This is a genomic window from Pseudomonas palmensis, from assembly GCF_049942755.1.
In the GTDB taxonomy this organism is placed as follows: Bacteria; Pseudomonadota; Gammaproteobacteria; order Pseudomonadales; family Pseudomonadaceae; genus Aquipseudomonas; species Aquipseudomonas palmensis.
Genome location: NZ_CP187958.1, coordinates 5713641 through 5735768, shown reverse-complemented (window position 1 = coordinate 5735768; position 22128 = coordinate 5713641). Strand labels below are relative to the sequence as shown.

General features: G+C 63.4%; 17 protein-coding genes and 1 tRNA gene. 10 read left to right on the top strand and 8 right to left on the bottom strand.

Annotated elements, in window-relative coordinates; all coding sequences use genetic code 11:
- The 3 genes from ACPRTJ_RS26485 to ACPRTJ_RS26475 form a co-directional block, all read right to left on the bottom strand.
- Positions 1 to 1170 (bottom strand): PilZ domain-containing protein, encoded by a 1170-nt coding sequence (locus tag ACPRTJ_RS26485; protein ID WP_054916489.1) that lies wholly within the window; start codon positions 1168 to 1170, stop codon positions 1 to 3.
- A gap of 15 nt (positions 1171 to 1185) precedes the next feature.
- On the bottom strand, positions 1186 to 2718 hold the full coding sequence (locus ACPRTJ_RS26480; protein ID WP_173925053.1) for a glycosyltransferase: 1533 nt from the start codon (positions 2716 to 2718) through the stop codon (positions 1186 to 1188).
- 154 nt (positions 2719 to 2872) lie between these two features.
- Positions 2873 to 4180, bottom strand: coding sequence for a nucleotide sugar dehydrogenase (locus ACPRTJ_RS26475; protein WP_043860264.1), 1308 nt, complete (start codon positions 4178 to 4180; stop codon positions 2873 to 2875).
- Between the two features lie 725 nt (positions 4181 to 4905).
- On the opposite strand from ACPRTJ_RS26475, the gene gacA reads away from it, so the two are divergent.
- The 4 genes from gacA (at position 4906) to ACPRTJ_RS26455 (ending at position 8106) form a co-directional block, all read left to right on the top strand.
- Positions 4906 to 5547, top strand: coding sequence for a response regulator transcription factor GacA (gacA, locus tag ACPRTJ_RS26470; protein ID WP_043860265.1), 642 nt, complete (start codon positions 4906 to 4908; stop codon positions 5545 to 5547).
- Position 5548: 1 nt separating this feature from the next.
- Positions 5549 to 7372, top strand: coding sequence for an excinuclease ABC subunit UvrC (gene uvrC / locus ACPRTJ_RS26465; protein ID WP_043860266.1), 1824 nt, complete (start codon positions 5549 to 5551; stop codon positions 7370 to 7372).
- Positions 7373 to 7404: 32 nt separating this feature from the next.
- Positions 7405 to 7965, top strand: a complete 561-nt coding sequence (gene pgsA / locus ACPRTJ_RS26460; protein ID WP_043860267.1) for a CDP-diacylglycerol--glycerol-3-phosphate 3-phosphatidyltransferase — start codon at positions 7405 to 7407, stop codon at positions 7963 to 7965.
- Between the two features lie 65 nt (positions 7966 to 8030).
- Positions 8031 to 8106, top strand: a tRNA-Gly gene (locus tag ACPRTJ_RS26455).
- Between the two features lie 115 nt (positions 8107 to 8221).
- Here ACPRTJ_RS26455 and ACPRTJ_RS26450 read toward each other — a convergent pair.
- Both ACPRTJ_RS26450 and ACPRTJ_RS26445 read right to left on the bottom strand, forming a co-directional pair.
- Positions 8222 to 11437 (bottom strand): hybrid sensor histidine kinase/response regulator, encoded by a 3216-nt coding sequence (locus tag ACPRTJ_RS26450; RefSeq protein ID WP_116053556.1) that lies wholly within the window; start codon positions 11435 to 11437, stop codon positions 8222 to 8224.
- A gap of 97 nt (positions 11438 to 11534) precedes the next feature.
- On the bottom strand, positions 11535 to 12731 hold the full coding sequence (locus ACPRTJ_RS26445; protein ID WP_078481056.1) for an MFS transporter: 1197 nt from the start codon (positions 12729 to 12731) through the stop codon (positions 11535 to 11537).
- Between the two features lie 108 nt (positions 12732 to 12839).
- On the opposite strand from ACPRTJ_RS26445, the gene ACPRTJ_RS26440 reads away from it, so the two are divergent.
- Positions 12840 to 13769, top strand: coding sequence for a LysR family transcriptional regulator (locus ACPRTJ_RS26440; RefSeq protein WP_426427665.1), 930 nt, complete (start codon positions 12840 to 12842; stop codon positions 13767 to 13769).
- Positions 13770 to 13788: 19 nt separating this feature from the next.
- Here ACPRTJ_RS26440 and ACPRTJ_RS26435 read toward each other — a convergent pair whose 3' ends face one another.
- Positions 13789 to 14691: a LysR substrate-binding domain-containing protein gene (locus ACPRTJ_RS26435; RefSeq protein WP_054916485.1), complete on the bottom strand. Its 903-nt coding sequence runs from the start codon at positions 14689 to 14691 to the stop codon at positions 13789 to 13791.
- A gap of 123 nt (positions 14692 to 14814) precedes the next feature.
- Between ACPRTJ_RS26435 and ACPRTJ_RS26430 the strand changes: the two genes are divergently transcribed.
- From ACPRTJ_RS26430 to ACPRTJ_RS26410, 5 genes are all read left to right on the top strand, one after another.
- On the top strand, positions 14815 to 16440 hold the full coding sequence (locus ACPRTJ_RS26430) for a BCCT family transporter (RefSeq protein ID WP_058540399.1): 1626 nt from the start codon (positions 14815 to 14817) through the stop codon (positions 16438 to 16440).
- Entirely contained in the window at positions 16437 to 17558 is a 1122-nt protein-coding gene (locus ACPRTJ_RS26425; protein WP_043860271.1) for a mandelate racemase/muconate lactonizing enzyme family protein, read from the top strand. Before ACPRTJ_RS26430 ends, ACPRTJ_RS26425 begins: the two co-directional genes overlap by 4 nt.
- 15 nt (positions 17559 to 17573) lie before the next feature.
- A complete protein-coding gene (locus ACPRTJ_RS26420) occupies positions 17574 to 18713 on the top strand; it encodes a mandelate racemase/muconate lactonizing enzyme family protein (protein ID WP_054916483.1) in 1140 nt (379 codons plus the stop codon).
- 170 nt (positions 18714 to 18883) lie between these two features.
- Complete coding sequence (locus ACPRTJ_RS26415) at positions 18884 to 19858, top strand: Bug family tripartite tricarboxylate transporter substrate binding protein (protein ID WP_078481051.1); 975 nt, start codon at positions 18884 to 18886, stop codon at positions 19856 to 19858.
- A 228-nt stretch (positions 19859 to 20086) separates the two neighbouring features.
- Positions 20087 to 20227: a hypothetical protein gene (locus ACPRTJ_RS26410; RefSeq protein ID WP_167400183.1), complete on the top strand. Its 141-nt coding sequence runs from the start codon at positions 20087 to 20089 to the stop codon at positions 20225 to 20227.
- Positions 20228 to 20575: 348 nt separating this feature from the next.
- Here ACPRTJ_RS26410 and ACPRTJ_RS26405 read toward each other — a convergent pair whose 3' ends face one another.
- Together ACPRTJ_RS26405 and ACPRTJ_RS26400 are read right to left on the bottom strand one after the other, a co-directional pair.
- Positions 20576 to 20770: a hypothetical protein gene (locus ACPRTJ_RS26405; RefSeq protein ID WP_236176368.1), complete on the bottom strand. Its 195-nt coding sequence runs from the start codon at positions 20768 to 20770 to the stop codon at positions 20576 to 20578.
- 419 nt (positions 20771 to 21189) lie between these two features.
- Positions 21190 to 22083, bottom strand: coding sequence for a LysR family transcriptional regulator (locus ACPRTJ_RS26400; protein WP_088514798.1), 894 nt, complete (start codon positions 22081 to 22083; stop codon positions 21190 to 21192).
- Between the last annotated feature and the right edge of the window lie 45 nt (positions 22084 to 22128).

Here is a 22128-nt window from a genome sequence, read left to right as displayed (position 1 = left end):
TCAGCGCGACAGCGACGGCAAGGCCGGCAGGCCCAGGTACAGGTCCACCGCCACCGGTTTCTGGTAGGCCGCCAGTGGCAGCGGACGGTCCGGCCGGATGGTCAGGGCGAGGTTCTTGTTCAGTGCGTCGACCCGCGAGTCCACCACGGTGCCGCCGAAGCGTTCGTCCAGGCCGAATACCTGCAGGTCCACGGATCTGACCCGGCTGATGTCGCTCAGCTTGTCGAACGGCACGTTGGCGCTGACGTACAGCGGCTGGTCCTTGGGCAGCAGGTGTAGCAGCGGCGCCTGCTTGTAGCCGTAACCGTTCATGGGCGTGCTGGGGAAGTACACCTGGCAGTCGCACGGGCTGTTGATCACGGTCTCGATGGTGGCGCGCCCCAGCAGGGTCTGCAGGTCGCCGGGCGCGAGGTCGGCCAGCGCCTTCATGTCGGCCGGGCTGGTGAAACTGGTGGCCAGCTGGGTGGAGATGTTGGCCAGCGGCTCGCCGGCCTTGACCTCGCTCTGCCCAGGCTGCAGCAGGAACTTCACGTAGCCGTTGTCGGGCATGCTGATGATCTGCGCATCGGCACTGACCTGGGCCTGCACGGCCGGAATGCGGAAGAACAGCAGGTAGCTCTTGTAGGCCACGAAGCTCAGGGCGGCGATGCCGGCGGCGGTGAACAGCAGGGTGCCGCCGATGGCGCGCAGGCGATCGCCTGCATTGCGTGCGCTGGCGTACTTGTGCTTGCGCTCCTTGATGTAGTTCTCGCGCTGCATCACGTTGAACAGGCCGTTGACGTCGGCAATTTCGCCCGACAGGTAGGCGCTGATGATGTAGCGCAGGATGTCGCGCTTCTGGGCGTCGAGGTCGACGAACTGCGCGCCGACTTCGGCGCCGCGCTGCGAGACGATCTTGATCTGGCTGTCGATGTTCAGGTCGACCTGGTTCAGGCGCAGCTGGATCGAGGCGGTGTACAGGCTGCCGATCTTCAGCGGGGCGCTGTGCACCAGGCCCAGGCCGCCCAGGGAGATGTCCTGCAGGGTGCTGTCGATGGGCGCCTGGCCGGGGGCGCTGAGCCTGACCCGGGCATTGAGCTTGGTGCGCACGTACTGGCGTTCGTCGATGGCCTCGTGGACCACATTGGCTGCAGTGGTGCCGGGGGCTGCTGGGATGTTCGAGCTACTCATGGCAGGCGCCTTTCCTTAACGTTGCGTGAGTTCGAGAAGTACCGAGATGGCACCGAAGAAAATCGCGATGGATGAAAACAGCATCGCCTTCGATGACCAGCGGTTCAGGGCCGTGTCGAAATCGACAGTGCCGTTGCTTAGCGTGGTTTTTTGCCGGGTCCAGCTCTGCTGGTCCATGTGGAACAGTGCGTACACCTTCATCAGCGAGCCCACGATCTGGTTGTAATAGAGAACGAACGGGTACACCGGGCTGACCGGGTGACCGGCGAACAGGAACAGCACCGTCACCAGGCTGCGCGAGAGCAGTACCCAGAACAGGTACACCAGCAGGTACTCGATGCCGAACACCACACCGGCCACTACCGAGGCGGTCAGGCCCATCAGGCAGGTCCACATCGACACGCGCTGGTCGAGCAGCACGTACAGGGTGAACAGGCCCAGGCGGGCGCGGCCCAGCAGGTGGGTGGCGCGAAAGTTCTGGCGCAGCGAGTTGCCGTACCAGCGGAACATCAGCTGGCGGGTGGCGCGCCAGAAGCTGTTGTCTGGTGGATGCTCCACGGTCAGGGTGTTGCTGTCGGGCACGTAGAAGGTGTCCCAGCCGGCGCGCATCAGGCTCAGCCACGAAGACTTGTCGTCGCCGGTGAGAAATTGGAAGCGGCCCAGGCGCCAGTGTTCGAGAAAGTCGGCTTCCACGTCGCGGATGAATTCGGGGTCGGTCATCACGCTGGCGCGAAAGAACGACAGCCGGCCGGTCAGGGTCAGCACCCGGTGCGACAGGGCCATCGAGCACATGTTGATGTGCCGCTGCACGAAGCGCATCGAGTGCCACTGGCGCATCAGCGGGCTGCCTTCGACCTCGCAGAACTCGTTGGTGGTCAGGCCACCGACATTGGGCAGGTAGGCGAACAGCTTGACCGCGCGCTCGACGCAGCCGGGCAGCATCATGGTGTCGCCGTCGACCACGCCGACCACCGCGTCCTGCAGCGGCATCTGCCGCGACAGGGCACGGAAGGCATGGGCCAGGCCGTCACGCTTGCCGGTGCCACGGGCGCGCACGATCACCAGCTTGATGTCGTCGCGATCGACCACCTCGTTGCGCATGATGGTCTTGATGAACTGCTCGTCGCCTTTTTCCACGATCGAGGCGATCACCGTGCACGGCACGTTCAGCCGCTGCACTTCCTGGAATACCGACTGGTACACCTTGAAGGTGGTGTGGGTGGGGATGCGAAAGCTGGTCACCACCATGAACATGTGCGAGGGCAGGGCATCGTCGCCCATGCGCTCGACCGCCTTGCGGATGCGCGGGAACTTCCAGTGCAGGAAGTACATGCCGCGGATGTAGTGGACGATGGCATTGCCGTAGCGCCACATGCCCAGGGTACCGATGATGAAGATGAACGTGTGGTGGCTGGGGTCCAGGTACTGCGGCGCGATCATCTGCGACGCCAGCGCGACCAGGCCGAACAGGCAGGCCCAGGCACAGAAGCTGGCGCCTGCCTGCAGGTAGCCGGGTCGGCCCTCGGGCCGCTGTTGCTGTGGTTTCATGGTGCCGTTTCTCCTTGGGACGGGCAGCGCGCACCCGGCCGTTCACGCACATGAGGTTCGCCGGCGCTCCGAAGGAGGCGGCACTCAGGCAGGTAAACAGTCGGGTGACGCGTGGAGTCGAACGCCTTGGGCTCTCTTGACGGAGCCTGTGGCCTTACCAGCAGATCCCTTCCTGGGTGGCGTTGCTGGCGTTGGGCATGAAACCGACCAGGTCGACGATCTGCTTGTCGCCATTGCCTTCCAGAGCCTGGGCGAAACGCGGGTCGTTGTTGCCCAGCACGATGATCTCGGCGCCGTCGATCACCTGGTCGAGGTCGTTGCACAGCAGCGACGACACGTGCGGGATCTTCGACTCGATGTAGTCGCGGTTGGCGCCGAACACCCGGGCATACTCGACGTTGGCGTCGAAGATGCGCAGCTCGTAGCCCTTGCCGATCAGCATTTCGGCCAGCTCCACCAGCGGGCTTTCGCGCAGGTCGTCGCTGCCGGCCTTGAAGCTCAGCCCCAGCAGGCCGATACGGCGCTTGTTGAAACCGCTGACCAGGTCGAATGCGTTCTGCACCTGGCTGCGGTTGCTGGACATGATCGAGGCCAGCAGCGGGTGCTCGACGTCCAGCTGGCCGGCGCGGTAGGTGAGGGCGCGCACGTCCTTGGGCAGGCACGAGCCGCCGAAGGCGAAGCCGGGGCGCAGGTAGTAGCGCGACAGATTGAGCTTGTGGTCCTGGCACACCACGTCCATCACCTCGCGTCCGTCCACCCCGGAGGCCTTGGCGATGTTGCCGATCTCGTTGGCGAAGCTCACCTTGGTGGCGTGCCACACGTTGCAGGTGTACTTGATCATCTCGGCCACTTCGATCGACTTGCGGATCACCGGGGCGTCCAGGCCCTCGTACAGCGATTGCAGGATGTCGCCCGACTGGGTGTCGAGTTCGCCGATCACGGTCATGGCCGGGAAGTCGTAGTCCTTGATGGCCGTGCTTTCACGCAGGAACTCGGGGTTGACCGCCACGCCGAAATCGACGCCGGCCTTCTTGCCCGAGGCTTGCTCGAGCAGCGGGATGACCACGTTGTTGACCGTGCCTGGCAGCACGGTGCTGCGCACCACCACGGTGTGACGGCCAGCCTTGTCACGCAGGGCTTCGCCGATCTGGCGGCATACGGCCTCCATGTACACCAGGTCGAGGTCGCCGTTCTTCTTGCTGGGCGTGCCCACGCACAGCAGCGACAGTTCGGTGTCGAGCACGGCGCGTTGTACGTCGGTGGTGCCGTACAGGCGCCCTTGCTGCACGGCCTGTTGCAACAGCTGCTCGAGCCCCGGCTCGACGATGGGCGACTTGCCCTGGTTGATCATGTCGATCTTGGCCGGGGAGATATCCACCCCCACCACATTGTGGCCACGTGCCGAGAGGCACCCGGCGCACACGGCACCTACATATCCGAGCCCGAAAATACTGATGTTCATAGAGATCCCTTTAGCACTGTTCGCCTGAGCGAACCCTTGTGTAGTTGATAAATGTTCAGGCGGCAGGCGCAAACTGAAACGCGGCGAACGTTGATGTTCGTCGGCGGCTTATCTCTCTTTTTTTCATCCTATAGCGTTTAATTTTGGAACGGCAACACTTCATATCAAATTAACTAGAAAAAAATATAGTTTGTTTTGTGAAAGTTAAAAAACCATTTAAAAACAATGACATATAGTTTGTATAAAGTTCGACGTCAAAAAATTGATATGTGTATTTGGTGTGTTTTAATGGCGCCAAAAAAATGCTTCCACGAGGTTTTTACATAAATTTTAATGGTGGCAAATCGCCTTCATTTAATTAGGTAAACCGTTTCAGCTTAATGTTTTGAAAGTTGCAATCGGGCGACGGGTTAGTTGTGTTGATGAGTGCATCGCGAGCGTGAACAGCCTGTTTTATTGGCGTTGCTTTTTTTTGCATTCGCCACCGCTTGTGCTCCGCGTGGCGAGCCGGGCATAGTTTCAGTTTCATGCGTGGCCTGTGCCTGTACAGGCAGGTCTGCTCATCCAGGCAGAAGCCCAGCTGCAGTGACGATGAGCCGCGTAGGAAGCCACGTAGGAAGGCTGGGAAATTGACGTCAGCCGGATGGCGTTTACAGTTAGCTCACCCGGTCGATTTTTTGCTAAGGTGGCCGGATACAATTCACACCGTAACGCGAGGTGTCTGCTTGATCAGGGTCCTGGTGGTCGATGACCACGATTTGGTGCGTACGGGCATTACCCGCATGCTGGCCGACATCGACGGCCTGCAGGTGGTAGGGGAAGCCGATTCCGGCGAGGCAGCACTGAAACTCACCCGCGAACTCAAGCCCGACGTGGTCCTGATGGACGTCAAGATGCCCGGCATCGGTGGCCTGGAGGCGACCCGCAAGCTGCTGCGCAGCCACCCCGACATCAAGGTGGTGGCCGTGACCGTGTGCGAGGAAGACCCGTTTCCCACCCGCCTGCTGCAGGCCGGTGCGGCCGGCTACCTGACCAAGGGCGCCGGGCTGGGTGAAATGGTCCAGGCCATTCGCCTGGTGTTTGCCGGGCAGCGCTACATCAGCCCGCAGATAGCCCAGCAGCTGGCACTCAAGTCGTTCGAACCGCAGAATGCCTCGCCGTTCGACAGCCTGTCGGAGCGGGAGATCCAGATCGCCCTGATGATCGTCGGTTGCCAGAAGGTGCAGATCATTTCCGACAAGCTGTGCTTGTCGCCGAAGACGGTGAATACGTACCGTTACCGGATCTTCGAGAAACTTTCCGTTACCAGCGACGTGGAACTGACGTTGCTGGCCGTGCGCCACGGTATGGTTGACGCCAACCTCTGATATGACCCCAGCGTTTGATTCAAGTGCCTTTCTGGCGACCTGCAGCGGACGTCCGGGTGTCTACCGGATGTTCGATGAAGGCGCGCGCCTGTTGTATGTAGGCAAGGCCAAAAACCTCAAGAAGCGCCTGGCGAGCTATTTTCGCAAGGCGGGCCTGGCGCCCAAGACAGCCGCGCTGGTGGCGCGCATCGCTCAGGTCGAGACCACCATTACCGCCAACGAGACCGAGGCGCTGCTGCTCGAGCAGACCCTGATCAAGGAATGGCGCCCGCCGTACAACATCCTGTTGCGCGACGACAAGTCCTACCCCTATGTGTTCCTCAGTGATGGCGACTACCCGCGCCTGGGCATCCATCGCGGGGCCAAGAAGGCCAAGGGCAGGTACTTCGGCCCTTACCCCAGTGCCGGTGCCATTCGCGAAAGCCTGAGCCTGCTGCAGAAGACCTTCTTCGTGCGCCAGTGCGAAGACAGCTATTACGCCAACCGCACCCGGCCGTGCCTGCAGTACCAGATCAAGCGCTGCAAGGCGCCGTGCGTCGGCCTGGTCGAGCCACAGGAGTACGCCGCCGACGTGCGCCACTCGGTGATGTTCCTGGAGGGGCGCAGCCACCAGTTGACCAACGAGCTCAACGAAGAGATGGAGCGCGCCGCGATGGCCCTGGAGTTCGAGCGTGCCGCCGAGCTGCGCGACCAGATCGCCTTGCTGCGTCGCGTGCAGGATCAGCAGAGCATGGAGGGCGGCAGCGGCGACGTGGATGTGGTGGCCGCTTTCGTCAACCCGGGCGGGGCGTGCGTGCACCTTATCAGCGTGCGCGGCGGGCGGGTGCTGGGCAGCAAGAACTTCTTTCCGCAGGTGGGCATCGAGGAAGACGTGGCCGAGGTCCTGTCGGCGTTCCTGGCCCAGTACTACGTGGGCAACGCCGAGCGCGAACTGCCTGCCGAGCTGATCGTCAACGTGGTGCACGAAGACTTCGAAGCCCTGTGCGCCGCCGTCGAGGCCCTTCGGGGTCGCGAGCTGACCATCAGCCATCGGGTGCGCGGCACCCGCGCGCGCTGGCAGCAACTGGCCGTGACCAACGCCGAGCAGGCGCTGATGGCGCGCCTTGCCAACCGCCAGCACATGGCCGCGCGCTTCGATGCGCTGGCCCAGGTGCTGGACCTGGATGAAACCCCGCAGCGCCTGGAGTGCTACGACATCAGTCACTCCAGCGGCGAGGCCACCGTGGCCTCCTGCGTGGTGTTCGGCCCCGAAGGCCCGATCAAGTCCGACTACCGGCGCTACAACATCGAGGGCGTGACCGCCGGCGATGACTACGCGGCCATGCACCAGGCCCTGACCCGGCGCTTCTCGCGGATCAAGGACGGCGAGGGCAAGCTGCCGGACGTGCTGCTGGTGGATGGCGGCAAGGGCCAGCTGAACATGGCCCGCGACGTGCTGCAGGAACTGGCCGTGCCCGACCTGATTCTGCTGGGCGTGGCCAAGGGCACCACGCGCAAGGCCGGTTTCGAAACCTTGTACCTCAACGATGTGGCCCACGAGTTCACCCTCAAGGGCGACTCGCCGGCGCTGCACCTGATCCAGCAGATCCGCGACGAGGCGCACCGTTTCGCCATCACCGGTCACCGCGCGCGGCGCGGCAAGACGCGGCGCACCTCGACCCTGGAAGGCGTCGCCGGGGTAGGGCCCAAGCGCCGGCGCGACCTGCTAAAACACTTTGGCGGACTGCAGGAACTGAGCCGTGCCAGCGTCGAAGAAATCGCCAAAGCACCCGGAATCAGTAAAAAGCTTGCCGAGTCGATTTATGACAGCCTGCATAGCGAGTAGAATGCCCGCTCACCTCGCAGCCAGTTGTGCCGATGAATATCCCGAATCTGCTTACCGTACTACGCGTTCTGCTCATACCGATCTTCATACTGCTGTTCTATGTGCCGTATCACTGGAGCTACATAGCCGCCAGCAGCGTGTTTGCCGTTGCCGCCGCCACCGACTGGCTGGACGGTTACCTGGCTCGTCGGTGGCAGCAGAGCACTCCGTTTGGCGCCTTCCTCGACCCGGTCGCGGACAAGCTGATGGTGGCCGTGGCCCTGGTGCTGCTGGTGCAGGTGCATGCCAACCTGTGGCTCACGCTGCCGGCGGCGGTCATCATCGGTCGCGAGATCGTGGTGTCGGCGCTGCGTGAATGGATGGCCGAGATGGGCGCACGTGCCCATGTGGCGGTGTCCAACCTGGGCAAGTGGAAGACCGCGGCGCAGATGCTGGCGCTGGTGATCCTGCTGGGCAACCCGCCGGTGTGGGGGTTCTGGGTAGGCCTGGGTTATGCGCTGCTGCTGGTGGCGGCGGGGCTGACCCTGTGGTCGATGGTGCACTACCTGCGTGCAGCCTGGCCGCACCTGCGTGAAGGCTCTGAAATAAAATAAACTTTTTTGAATCAAGGGGTTGACGGCGTTTTTAAAATCGCTAGAATGGCCCCCATCAACACGACGCGGGAATAGCTCAGTTGGTAGAGCACGACCTTGCCAAGGTCGGGGTCGCGAGTTCGAGTCTCGTTTCCCGCTCCAGTATTTGGAGCTACAGATCGAAAGGTCTGTAATTCGTCAGAAAGAAGGGCCACTGAAAAGTGGCCCTTTTTTCGTTGCGCAACAATCCTCTTCGAATACGCAAGACAGGACGGCTTCAACCGTCCAGGGCTTGCTGTGTGTTCAGCACGGTCTCCAGGCGCGTTTGCACCTGGCGTACTTTCCGGGCCAGCTGCGGCGTGATGTGCGACCCCGCAAGCTGGCATTCCAGTTCGGCGCACAAGGTGGCCAGGGCGAACGCCTGAACCGAGCACAGGGCGCCGCCCAGGCTGTGCAGTACCTGCGCCAGGACGCCGGCATCGGCGTTGTCCAGTGCGACGTGGATCTTGTGCAGGTCGTCGCGCATCGAGGTGATGAACAGTTTTCGCATCGCAGGCGGAACGTGGACGGTGTCGACGTCGCTCAAGAGTGTGGTGGCGGGTTCGTCGACCTCGGTGAAGGGCTGCGGCAGAACCAGCTCGCAGTGCTGCAACAGCTGAGTGCGCAAGGTGTGCAGGTTCAGGGGCTTGACCATCCAGGCGTTCATGCCCACGGCCGCGCAGCGCTCGCCTTCATCGCGCATGGCGTTGGCTGTGATGCCGATCACGGGCAGGTCGGCATCCTGCTGGCGCAGTGCCTGGGTCAGCTCATAGCCATTGATAACCGGCATGTTGACGTCGGTGAGCACCAGGTCGTACGCCCCGGGCGCCCAGAGTGCCAGTGCCTGCTCACCGTTGAACGCCACCGTGACCACGCAGCCCAGGGCTTCGAGTTGCTCCTTGATGATCGCCTGATTGATGGGGTTGTCTTCGGCTACCAGAATCCGCAGGTCCAGTGGCTGGCGGGTGCCCGCTGGCCAGGCGCTGTGCTGCGTGTCGTGACCGCCGTGCGCCAGGCCCACCGCCCTGGCGATCGCGCGAACGTCGTAGGCATCGACCTCCCAGCCATCAGCGCCGTGGTCGGGTGGGTTGGGCCCGCCCGGTACGGCGTTGATCCGGGGGCCAGCCCACGCTTGACCGGACGCGAGCATGTCCACCAACAGTGTCGCGTCGTTGCCCGAACCCATGTCGCTGGCCAGCGGACGGGCGTCTACCCCCAGCCGAACGAGCCAGGCGCAAAGGTGCCGGGCCAGTTCCGGGACGGGTGCGCGCACGTACACAGGGGCGGTGGATGGCTCGAGTTCAGGACAGTCGGTGAGTGCGCCGGGCGCGCGGGGCAGCTTCAGCTGCAGGGTGAAACTGCTGCCCAGCCCGATTGCACTGACCACGTCGAGCTGGCCGTCCATCAGTTCGCAGAGCCGGCGGCAGATGGACAGGCCCAGGCCTGCGCCGGCCTCGCTGCTGGCGTCGCGCACCTGATAGAACGGGTCGAACAGATGCACCTGCTGGGCCTGGGAAATGCCCAGTCCCGAATCGCTGACCTGCCACTGCAACTGGCTGTATTCGCTGTCCTGTTCCACGACCCGAGCCCGCAGCACCACCCGGCCGCTGTCGGTGAACTTGATGGCATTGCTCAGTAGGTTGTTGAGGATCTGGCGAATGCGCAACGGATCGCCGCGCAGCCGGTCGGGCAGGTCGGCATCGATGCAGGCATACAGTTGCAAGCCTTTGGCCTGGGCGTATGCACTGTAGGTGCCGAGTGTGGCCTCGATCATCTCCAGAGGGCAGAAGTCCAGATCGTCGATGGTCATCTGTCCGGATTCGATCTTCGACACATCCAGCACGTCGCTGATCAGCTGGAACAGGGTGGCCGATGATCGCTGGATGGTCTGCAGGTAGTGCTGCTGGCGCGGGTCGAGCGCGGTCAGCCCCATCAGCTCCAGGGTGCCCAGTACGCCGTACAGCGGTGTGCGGATCTCATGGCTCATGGTGGCCAGGAAACGTGTCTTGGCTTCATTGGCGGAATCGGCGGCCAAGCGCGCCTGTTCAAGGCTGGCGGCATCTTCGACAAGCCGGGTAACGTCATGAAAGGCACACAGCCAGGCGTTTTCGCCGTGGTAGCGGGTAGGCACAAAGCTCACGTGCCAATGGCGGCCTTCAACCTGCAGATCGGTTGAGCCCCGCTCGGGCAGGTCGTGCTGTCGACGCAGGGCGCCGATCAGCGTGGCGCTGCCGTGGGACTGCTGGGCGTGCTGGTTTTCCAGCAGCACCGCGTAGTCGCTGCAACGCAGCACGCACAGACCGGCTGGCGCCGTGTCGATGACGGCTCGACTGAAAGCCTCGCTCTCGGCGATGTCTTCAAGTGCACGGTGGGCAGGCAACACCACATGCTTGCGATACCAGTGATTGAACGCCCAGCCGCCGCCCAATCCGGCCAGCATCAGTGCAACCAGCCCCAGCAGCGGCCAGAAGGCATAGTCCACAAAGCTTTTGAAACCGATCACATAGATGCCGGTCCAGGGCTGCTCGCCCGGGCTTGTCACACGGAACACCAGCCCGTCAGCGTTCAGGTTCAGGCCTTCATGCAGCACCCGATCGGGCTTGAACTCGCCCACCAATGCCTCGCGGGTGGGGGCGATCAGGCTGAAGTGATCGTAGATCGACCATTGCATGATGCGTTCGATGTTGTTGACCTGATCCAGCGTGAACATGGACGCCACCACCACCGAGGGGCTGGCCCCTGAAATGTGCAGCCGGGTTGCCGACAGGTCGATGTCGACATACCCCAGCACAGTGGCAGGGGCATCGGGGCCTGCGTCATAGGGCACCCACTGCACCTGGTGGTCCCGCGGCGCGTGGTCGTGCAGGCTCTTGCCCACCTGGCGCACCACACGATCGAAGTCCTCTTGTCGGGGCCGACCCGTGCCGCGCAGGCGCCCCATGGCCGGTACGCTGATATCGAAGTTGTCCGGCAGGTTGAACAGCAGCACCTGGGGCGATTGATAGTGCGAAGCCGACCAGAATGCACTGTAGTAGTTGGCCAGGTTCGCCCCCAGGGTAGAGACGCTGGCGTGTTGCGAGGCTGCGATCCTGGCCGGGTTGATCTTCACGCTGAACGGCAGGGAGAAGGCGTATTCGAGTTCTTCATAGACCGCACCGGTGGCATCGGACGAAGACCGTTGCACCACCACCGGCACACTGGAGGCGCCCAGCAGTTGGCCTTCGGCGCTTTTGCGCGACACGGCGCTGAGAAAGGCTTCCTGCTCGCGGATGTTTTCCATCAGGCGGGCGAAGTGAAACTTCACCGTGTCTTCCTGCTTCTGCAGCACGCGATTCACGCCCCAGTAGCATAAGCCAGTCAACAGCAGCGCCAGGCCCAGGAGCACGGCAAGCCCCATGTTCAGGCGCAGTGAACTGCTGGCCAGCCTGTCCAGGCGGGTGTAGCGGTGATTCATCGTGCAATCCCGTCAGTGATGAGGCGCGTCCAGACCCAGTCTATACAAGAGCTGGAGTGCTTGCCGGATCATCCCGGGTGCCACACCCCGTGCGGCCCTAGCCCTGCGGTAGCGTTCGGGTGCGGTTTTCAGCCACGAGCCGCCATACGATCATCAGGCCGGCAAGCCCCAGCCAAGGCAGCAGCAGCGCATTCAGCACCTGCCAGCCAAACACGTCGAGCAGGCCGCCGGCGCCAAACGAGCACGTCAATCCCACCGCAAAGATCGCCATGTCGTTGGTCGCCTGGGCCCGGCTCTTTTCCGCCGGGCTGTAGGTTGTGGTCAGCAAGGCCGTGCCGCCGATGAACAGGAAATTCCAGCCCACACCCAGCAGAACCAGAGCACTGGCAAAGGCATTGAAGCCCGTGCCGGACCAGGTGGTCAGAACGTGCAAGGCCAGCAGCATCACGCCCAGCAGCATCACCCACGCCGCACCCAGCCGGGAAATCAGGGCGCCGGTGAAGAACGAGGGCAGGAACATGCCCATCACGTGCAACTGGATGACGGTGGCGGCCGTGGCCAGCGGATGGTGATGGTGGAGCATCGCCAGCGGAGTCGCCGTCATCGCCAGTATCATCACGCCATAGCCGGTCACCGCGCCGAACAGGGCTACCAGGTAGGTCGGCTGCAGGACGATCCGGGCCCATGGCCGGCCCTTGTCCAGGGCCGCCGCCGGTGGTTCGGTGGCAGGCATGTCCAGAAACAGCAGCACGCCCAGCCCCAACACGGCGACGACGGTCAGCAGAACAAATGACCCGAAGTACTGCGGGCCTATCCACTGGCCTCCGAACCGCGCCAACGCCGGCCCCAGCAGTGCAGCGACTATGCCACCTGCCAGCACCAGCGAGATGGCCTTGGGGCGCAAGCTCTCGTCCGCGACCTCGCTTGCGGCAAAACGGTAGAACTGGGCAAAGGCCTGATAGGTGCCGACCAGGAAGGTGCCCAGTGCGAGCAGGGCCAGGGAGCCGAACCAGATACCGGCGGCAGCGACCATGCCGCCGGTCACGCCCAGCGCCGCGCCAAGTACAAAGCCGGCCCTGCGCCCGGCGTTTGCCATGAATGACGAGGCCGGAAACATCGCCAGTGCGGTGCCCAGGAACATGCTGGCGATAGGCAATGTGGCCATGTCGGCGCGGTGGGTCAACTGGGCGCCTGCCAGTGCGCCGATGGTCATCACCAGAACCGAAACCGTCTGGAACAAGGCCTGTGCACTTGCCAGAATGCCGACCTGCCTGTGCATGTGTGTTTTTTTCATCTTGCGTGCAGCCTCTGTCTTGCCTGGGTGAAATCGAGGCTGGAAGTATGAAAATCGCAGGTCTATTATTCAAACGAATAATATCGTCACCTAACCTCAGTAAATTTAATGGACAGAATCCCGATCGATGTTCGCCACCTGCAAACGCTGGTGGCCCTGCGCGACAGCGGCAGCGTCTCCCGCGCCGCGTCCTGGATGCGACTGACCCAAGGCGCCTTGTCCCATCACATCAAGGCGCTGGAGGAGTTTTTCGGCACCCGATTGTTCGTTCGCAAGTCTTCCCCGGTGGTCTTTACGCCGGCTGGCAAGCGGCTGCTGGAAGCCGCCGACAAAGTGGTGCCCATTCTTAATCAGACCACGCGTGACCTGCTGCAGATGGCCGAAGGCACCGGCGGTACCTTGCGTATCGCTGTCGAATGCCACACCTGTTTTGACTGGCTCATGCCCGCAGTCGATGCCTTTAGAGCACGCTGGCCTGAGGTGGAAGTGGACCTGGTATCGGGTTATCACGACGATCCCGTTGGCCTGCTGCATCAGCGCACCGCCGATCTTGCACTGGTGTCCTGCTCCGAAAGGGACGAGGAAGGGGTCGATTTTCACGGGCTGTTTCGCTATCCGCTGGTGGCACTGGTTGCCAACGACCACCCCTTGGCCCTGCGCGAGTTCTTGACGGCCGAGGACTTTATCGACGAAACCCTGGTGACCTATCCGATCGAGGAAGACGCGCTGGACATTGTCCGCTCATTGCTGCGGCCCGCGGGGATCAAGCCTGTGCGCCGCACCGCCGAGCTGACTGTCGCGATCCTGATGCTGGTGGCCGCGCGGCGCGGCATTGCGGTGCTGCCACGCTGGGCCGTGCAGACCTACCTCCAGCGTCAGTACGTGACGGCCAGGCCCATCACCCGCGAGGGGCTTATCTCGGATATCTGGGCTGCCACCTTGCCGGCAGACAGCCAGAAACCCTATGTCGTCGAGTTCCTGGCGCTGCTGCGCGAAACCACGGTGGCGGCGATTCCGGATGTCGAGCTGATGGGCTGATCGGGCACCCAGTCACGCACTACGCCCCGTTGCCTGCCTCTTCCTTCAGCCACGCAATGAACTGCCGGGCCATGTCGCTGATCTGCTTGTGCGGCTTGGTCAGCAGGTAATACGCCAGCTGATGCGGCATCACCAGCTCGGGGAAGGGCATCACCAGTTCGCCGCTGCGCACCGCCCGTTCGGTCAGCTCGATCGCACACAGGGCGACACCATGCCCCTCGATCGCCAGCTGCGCGAGCACATTGGAGTCGGTGACCACGTGCCCGCTGCGCACCTCCAGCCCTGGCGTGGGGTACAGCGCCTGCCAGGCTTCCCAGTCGTGATGATGCCGGTCATGCAGCAGCGGGTGACGCGCCAGGTCGGCCGGCACCCGCAGCGCGTCGGGCCCTTCGAGCAATGCGGGCGAGCAGATCGGCACGTAGTTCAGGCCCATCAGAAACTGCGTCTCGAAACCCGGCCAGTCGGCCGTGCCCCACTTGATCGCCAGCTCCACCTCGTCGGGAAACTCGACGCGCTGGGTGCTCAGCAGTTGCTGGATGCGCAGCGCGGGGAAGCGCTGGGTGAAATGCTTCAGGCGCGGGGTCAGCCAGAACGCGCTCATCACCGGCTCGGCCTCGATGTGCAGCACCGACGGTGCGGCCTTGCGCGCGCATTTCTCGAAGGCGGCCACCAGCTGGTCGAAGGGGGCGCGAACATCGTCCAGCAGCGCGGCGCCTGCCCTGGTCAGGGCCACGGTACGGGTCGAACGCACGAACAGCGTCACCCCCAATGCCTCCTCCAGCTTGACCACCTGCTGGCTGATGGCCGACTGCGACAGGTGCAGCGCGGTGGCGGCACGGGTGAAGCTGCCGTGCTCGGCAACGGTCTTGAAGGCCAGCAGCAGGGTCATGTGCGGCAGGCGGGTCAGGGCGAATTTATTCATAAGACTTCGTTATTAGTCCATTACCAAATCGCGATTCTCTCGGCGCTGGGCACCAGCTTACATTAGCCGCCGAGCCCGCCAATACGGGGGTCTGTCCAATAATTACAACAGTTGGGACTCACTATGCAGCAGAACACCCAGAAAGACCTGACGCTGATTTTCACCAGCATCGTGGTGATATCGCTGACGGTCATCGGTTTGATGATGTTCCCCGATCAGGCCAAGGTACTGGCCGATCAGCTCTTCACCCGTGCCACCACCACCTTCGGCGTGTTGGTCCAGGTACTGGGCTTTGCCTGCGTGGTACTGGTGATCGGCCTGGGCATGAGCAAGTACGGCAACATCCGCCTGGGCGAGGGCAAGCCCGAGTACAGGAACACCAGCTGGATCTTCATGTTCATCTGCGCCGGCCTCGGCTCGGCGACCATGTACTGGGCGTTCATGGAATGGGCCTACTACTACCTCACCCCGGGCCTGAACATCACCGCCGCCAGCAAGCAGGCGCTGGAGATGAGCATCGCCTACTCGTTCTTCCACTGGGGCGTGACCCCGTGGGCCATCTACGGCATCGCCTCGCTGGCGATGGCGTATCACTTCCATGTGCGCAAGAACAAAGGCTTGAGCCTGGCGGGCATCATCGAGTCGATCACCGGCTACAAGGCCCACGGCCCGGTCGGGCGGGTCATCGACCTGATCTTCCTGTTTGCCACCTTCGGCGGGCTGGTGCTGACCACCACCCTGACCACCTCCACCGTGGCCAAGGGGCTGTCGGACCTCACCGGGCTTGCCGACGGCTTCATGCTCAAGGCGTCGCTGGTGATCCTGGTGACACTGGTGTTCTCGCTCAGCTCCTACATCGGCATCAGCTCCGGCATGCAGCGCCTGGCAAAACTGGCCTGCGGCATGACCATGCTGTTCGCCCTGGTCGTGCTGCTGCTGGGGCCCACCCAGTTCAGCGTCAGCAACATCGCCAACGCCATCGGCCTGACCCTGCAGAACTTCATCCACATGAGCCTGTTCACCGACCCTACCGGGGACGGCGGCTTCTCCCGTGACTGGACCGTGTTCTACTGGCTGTACTGGATCACCTACACGCCGGGCGTGGCAATTTTCGTCACCCGCGTCTCCAAGGGCCGCACGATTCGCGAGGTGGTACTGGCGATGATCCTGGGCGGCTGCGGCGGTTGCTGGTTCTTCTTCGGCAGCCTGCAGAGCTTTGCCATTCACCAGTTCGTCACCGATGTGGTCAATGCCCCGGCCATGCTCAGCGGTGCCGGCGGCGAAGCGGCGGTGTCGATGCTGCTCGCCAGCCTGCCGTTCGGCAAACTGCTGTCGGTGGTGTACTTCCTGCTCATGCTGGTGTTCCTGGCCTCGCACCTGGACGCCGTGGCCTACACCGTGGCCGCCACCAGCACCCGCAACCTGCGTGAAGGCCAGGACCCGTCGCCGAGCCTGCGCCTGTTCTGGTGCCTGATGCTGGCCGTGCTGCCGCTGGCGATGCTGTACATCAATGCCTCGCTCAACACCCTCAAGACTGCCGTGATCCTCACCGCCATCCCGTTCATCTTCATCCTCATGGTGAAGATCTGGGGGCTGCTGAAGTGGCTGCGCGAAGACTACGCGGCAATGCCCGCACACCTGATCGAAGCGCAGTCCGCCCGCCTGGCCCAGAGCACTGCATGCGACGCCGAACAGGCCCCTCGCCAAGCTCGCCAGGGCGCCCCGAAAACTCTGGAAAACCTGCAATGAAAATAGTCGATGTAGAAGCGATCTGGTTGCGCGTGCCTGCGCTCGACCAGCCCTGCGAGTGGGGTGAGGATGCGTTGATCGTGCGCATCTACACCGACAGCGGCCTGCTGGGCATCGGTGAAACCGACAGCTCGCCGGCCGTGGTCAAGGCCCTGATCGAAACCCCGGCATCCCATGAAACCTGCCAGGGGCTGCGCGACATCCTGGTCGGGGAGAACCCGCTGGAAATCGACCGGCTGTGGAAGAAGATGTACCGCCACTGCGAATACATGGGCCGGCGCGGCGTGGCCATCCATGCCATCAGCGCGCTCGACATCGCCCTGTGGGACATCGCAGGCCAGCACTACGGCGTGCCGGTGCACACCCTGCTCGGCGGCAAGTACCGTGAGCGCATCGCCGCCTACGGCACCTTCATCCCGCGGCCCGACGAGGCCGGCAACCGCGAGCGGGTACGCGGCCTGCTGGCCCAGGGCCTGCGCAGTATCAAGCTCGGCGGCGCAGGTTTTGGCGAAGACCTGCCCAGGGACAAGGCATTGCTGCAACTGGTGCGCGAGGAGATCGGCGACGACGTGCAACTGCAGATCGACCTGGTGGGGCGCTGGCGCAACTACTCCCACGCGCTGGTGCAATGCGATGCACTGCGCCAGTTCAACCTCAACTGGATCGAGGAACCCTTGCCTTCGGACGACACCCGCGGCCTGGCGTACCTGGCCGAGCGCTCCGGGCTGCGCGTATCCGGCGGCGAGGGGCTGGCCACGCGGCACGAGTTCCGTCACTTTCTGGAGGCTTCGCGCCCGGCGATCATCCAGCCCGACATCACCCGCTGCGGCGGCATCAGCGAGATGCGCCACATCTATGAGCTGGCGCAACTGCACGGCGCGCAACTGGTGCCCCACGGCTTCAGCACCGGCATCCTGCTGGCAGCCACCGTGCACTTTCTGGCGGCCAGCGAGTTTGGCGAGTTGATCGAATACTCGCAAAGCGACAGCCCGTTGTTCCGTGGCCTGGTGAGCAACCTGCTGGCACTGGAGGACGGCCATGTGCGCGTGCCCGACAGCCCAGGCCTTGGCGTGATACTGGACGAGGCGATGATCGAGCGTTATCGCGTTCGCACCTAGAGGCGGGAGGCCCCCATGCACAACCAGATCATCGACCGGGTCGAGGTGTTCGTGTGCGCGCCGCCGCTGCGCGGCTCCACCTGGACCCCGGAGCAACCGGCGCCGTGCACCACGCACACCTTCATCCGCATCAGCACCTGCGACGGCATCGTCGGCGTGGCGGCTACCGATTCGTACACCACGCACCACCCCGACGCGGTACTGGCCGAGACGCTGCGTGACATGATCCCCGACCTGCTCGGGCGCTCGGCACTGCAGCGCGAAGGGCTGTGGATGCACTTCAAGCCCAGGGCCTATGCGCGCTCGGCCCAGGCCCAGGCGCTGATCGACGTGGCGCTGTGGGACATCGCGGCGCAGGCGGCGGGCCTGCCCCTGTTCAGGCTGCTGGGCGGCTACCGCGAGCGCATCGACGCCTACGCCAGCACCCCGGTGCTGGCCACGCCGCAGGCCTATGTGGACGCCGTGCAGCAACTGGTCGAGGCGGGCTTTGCGGCCATCAAGTTCCATTGCTGGTGCGACCCGGCGCGCGACCTGCAACTGCTCGAGCAGGTTCAGCGGGCCCACGGCGACAAGGGCCTGGCGCTGATGCTGGACGTGGAGCAGCGCTACGACCTGGACGCCGCGCTCAAGGTCGGGCGGGTGCTGGGCGAGCTGGGCTACGCCTGGTTCGAGGCGCCGCTGGACGACTACGACCTGGCCGGGTACCGACACTTGAGCACGCGGCTGCAGGTGCCGGTGCTGGCCGCCGGCAACGCCATCACCGACAGCCAGCTGGTGGCGTTTGCCGCCAGCCAGCAGTGCTGGAGCCGTGTGCGGGTGGATGTGATGACCTGCGGCGGCATCACCCCCGCGCTGAAGATCATCCACCACGCTGCGGCCAGCGGGCTCAAGGTCGAACTGCAGAGCTGGGGGCATTCGCTGGCGCAGGCGGCCAACCTGCACCTGATGCTGGGGCAGCCGGTGTGCAGCTACTTCGAACAGGCGTGCGAGGTGGAGCTGTTCGAGTTCGCCACCGCCAACCCGATCCGCACCAACGCGCAAGGGCAGGTGACAGTGTCGCAGCAACCGGGCCTGGGCCTGCAGATCGACTGGGAGCAGATCGGGCGCGTTGCCCAGTTGCAGCTGAGCGTCGGCCGCCAGGCGGGCGCTGCGTAACTGCCGTGGTGCCGGTTTTGCAGTCATGGCGCGGGCAGCGTACGCTGCCTTGCTGCAAGGTTGGAGAAAGCTACACAGCCTAAGATTTGGTACGTGCAGTTGTGCACTGGCGACAACCCGCCCGGTGCGCAACTGCCAAGTCATACCAAAAACAATAACAGGCGACCGCCATGACGTTTTTCCTGCGCAGTATCTGCTCGATTGCTTGCTCCCTGTTCGCCACTTCGTTGCTGGCGGCGCCGCCGTCTTCGCCCGAGTGCATCGTGCCCGGTTCATCGGGTGGCGGTGGGGACCTGATGTGCCAGTTGATCAAGACAGCCCTGGCCCAGAACAAGGTGTTCGACCAGCCCATGCAGATCACCTACATGCCCGGTGGGGTCGGGGCGGTTACCTACAACACCATCATCGCGCAACGGCCGGCAGAGCCGGGCACCCTGATCGCATGGTCCAGCGGGTCGCTGCTCAACCTTGCCCAGGGCAAGTTCGGGCGCTTCGACGAGGGTGCGGTACGCTGGGTCGCCGCCCTGGGCAAAAGCTATGGCGCCATCGCGGTAAGAAGCGACTCCCCGTACAAGAACCTCGACGACCTGGTCAAGGCGCTGAAGCAGCAGCCGCGCAAGGTGCTGTTCGGCTCCGGCGGCACTGCCGGCGGGCAGGACTGGGTGCAGGCCGCGTTGCTCGCCAAGGCCGCGGGTATCGATATTGGCGAATTGCGCTACATCGCCCTGGAAAGCGGCGGCGAAAGCGCCACGGCGTTGCTGGGCGGTTACATCGAAGTCAGCAGTACCGATGCGTTCGAGGTCATCACGCACCTGCAGCGCGGCGAGATGCGCCTGCTGGCCGTACTCTCGGAAGAACGCCTGGGCGGTGAGCTCAAGGACGTACCCACCGCCAGGGAACAGGGCTACGACATCGTCTGCCCGGTGGTCAGGGGCTTCTATCTGGGGCCCGGGGTCAGCGACGAGGACTATGCCTGGTGGAAGCACACCTTCGACCAGCTACTGGCCTCGGAACAGTTCGCCCAGCTTCGCAGCGGCTTCAGGCTGCTGCCGTTCGCCCTGACCGGTGATCAATTGCGCACCTACGTCAAGCAGCAGGTGGCCGGGTACAAGACCCTGATCGACGACCTTCGCAGGGGCCAGTGAGGCGGGTGCCCGAAACAGCTGCCATCTGTCGAGATACGTGCCTTGGCACGGAATTTTCATGCCTTTTTCGAACGCTGTTTTTTGTGGTGTAACCAGCACGTTCCTTCCCGCCCAGAAAAACAATCAGGGGGTTGCATGAGCTGTCTGATCTGCGCCGGCCACGCCGAGGCCATCGACTGCCCAGCCGGGTGGGAAGGGCGGCGTTGCCTGAAATGTGGGTGTTACCACATGTCTCAAAAGCTCATCCTGACGATGATGGACGAGGGCCAGATTTTCGACGCCTGCAAGATGCGCCAGTGGCTCGACACGCGCCGTTGTGTGGTGCCGATTCCGACAATTGATGTGCATGAGGCGATTCTGGTGGTGTAGTTGTGGTGGCTGGCAACTCGAATCTCACAGGCGTTGGCACGTGGCAGCCCATGTAGGAACCGGCTTTGCCGGCGAAGCGCCGCGCTCGCGGCGCTCGATCTTGTGACCGGCACAACAGCATTGACTGGCACCTGATAACCTCACCGCGATCCTTTGGTGGCCTTTCTGAAGACATCCCCAGTCACCTGTCTTGAAATTGCATCTGGGTTTGGGGGGCATGCCTTGAATCTGATGGCGCTCTCTAGGCCGCGCGCTGCCCGCGCGTCGCTTCGCCGGCAAAGCCGGCTCCTACTTGGCGTATAGGCACCCCTATCAGTGGGCCGCGTCTGCGGCCCGGGTGTCACGTCGTTACGCGTCTACCGCTTGCGCCTCCATGCCGTCCAGCACCGTTTCGATCAACACGGTGCTCATCTCCAGCGACTGCTGCGCTGCCACCAGCAGGTGCTTGAACTGCGCGTCGGCGCGTTCGCAAGCTTGTGCGGTGGTGTCCTTGGCGCATTGGATCTGTAGCGACAGATGGACCAACGCATCTTCGAGCTCGATGCCTTCGCAGACGGAAAACAGGGGAGGGTGGTTTCCGTTGCTACAGCCGAAGGCGGTGTAGGTGGTTTTGCGGGAATTAACAAGCGGGGGAGCGGGGACGATTCTTGTGATTGTGCAGCTCCCTTGATTGGTGGAGCCGACACCTATCGCTACCAGACGAAGGGTGGCGCTGTACGCAGGTTGGTAGACCGGGAATCAAGGAACCCGGCGCGCACGAATGCGCCCCACGCACAGCCGCCATGACACGAAACAGCAGACACAAAAAGCGATAGGCGAAGGTTAACGGGGTGGGGGTGGGTATTCAAGGTTCTGGCTTGTGGGGAAGCTGGAGAGGTTACCGTTTCAGCATTGATGCTGGTGAGGTAACGACCTTTTGGAGACTTCAACACCACAAGCACCCGGAATTTCAGATCAAGCGCTTACATCCGGTGATGTTCCAGCAAGAAGTCCACGAACAATCGCACCCGCGCCGGCATTGCCGCCCCGCCGACGAACACAGCATGAATCGGTTCCTGGTCCCCAGGGTTCCAGGCTTCCAGCAGCGGAATCAGGGCGCCGCGCTGCAGATCCTCGCGCACGCTGAACTCACCGATACGTGCAATGCCGGCACCTACTCGCGCAAGTTGTGCCAGTGCTTCACCACTGCTGCATTCGATGTTGCCGCTGACCTTCAGGGAAAACTCTTTTCCATCGCGGATGAACGGCCAGTTGGGTTCGGCACGCCGGAAGTTGAAGCGCAGGCAATTGTGCTGAAACAAGTCTTCCGGCTCCTTGGGGATGCCCTCGCGCTGCAGATAATCGGGCGATGCCACCACTACCTGGCCGGTGTCGCCGATCCTGCGCGCGGTCAGCGGGCTGTCGGGCAGATGGCCAAAGCGGATCGCGACATCGGCCTGCCCGCCGAGAATGTCGACCACTTCGTCGCCGAGGGTAAGGTCGACGACGATGTTCGGGTAACGGGCGCTGAATGCTGCCACCAGCGGGACGATGGCCAGCCGCCCGTGGCCAAGGGCGGCACTGACCCGCAATCGCCCCCTGGGCACGCCCTGGTCAGCGATCGCTGCTTCGACCTCGTCCATATCGGCCAGGATACGCCGGGCGCCACGCAGGAACGCTTCGCCCTCGGCAGTGAAGGCGAGCGCTCGGGTGGTGCGCAACAGCAGGCGGGTGCCAAGGCGTTGCTCGGTACGCGCGATGACCCGACTGACTGCCGAGGGTGTCACGCCCAGTGCACGCGCCGCGGCCGACAGGCTGCCTTCGTGCGCCACGGTGGTGAACACGCTCATTTCACCTGACCTGCCGTTGAAGTCCACTTGTGCCTCCTGCGCAAAGGTGATTGCCAAAAATGCTATCTACCG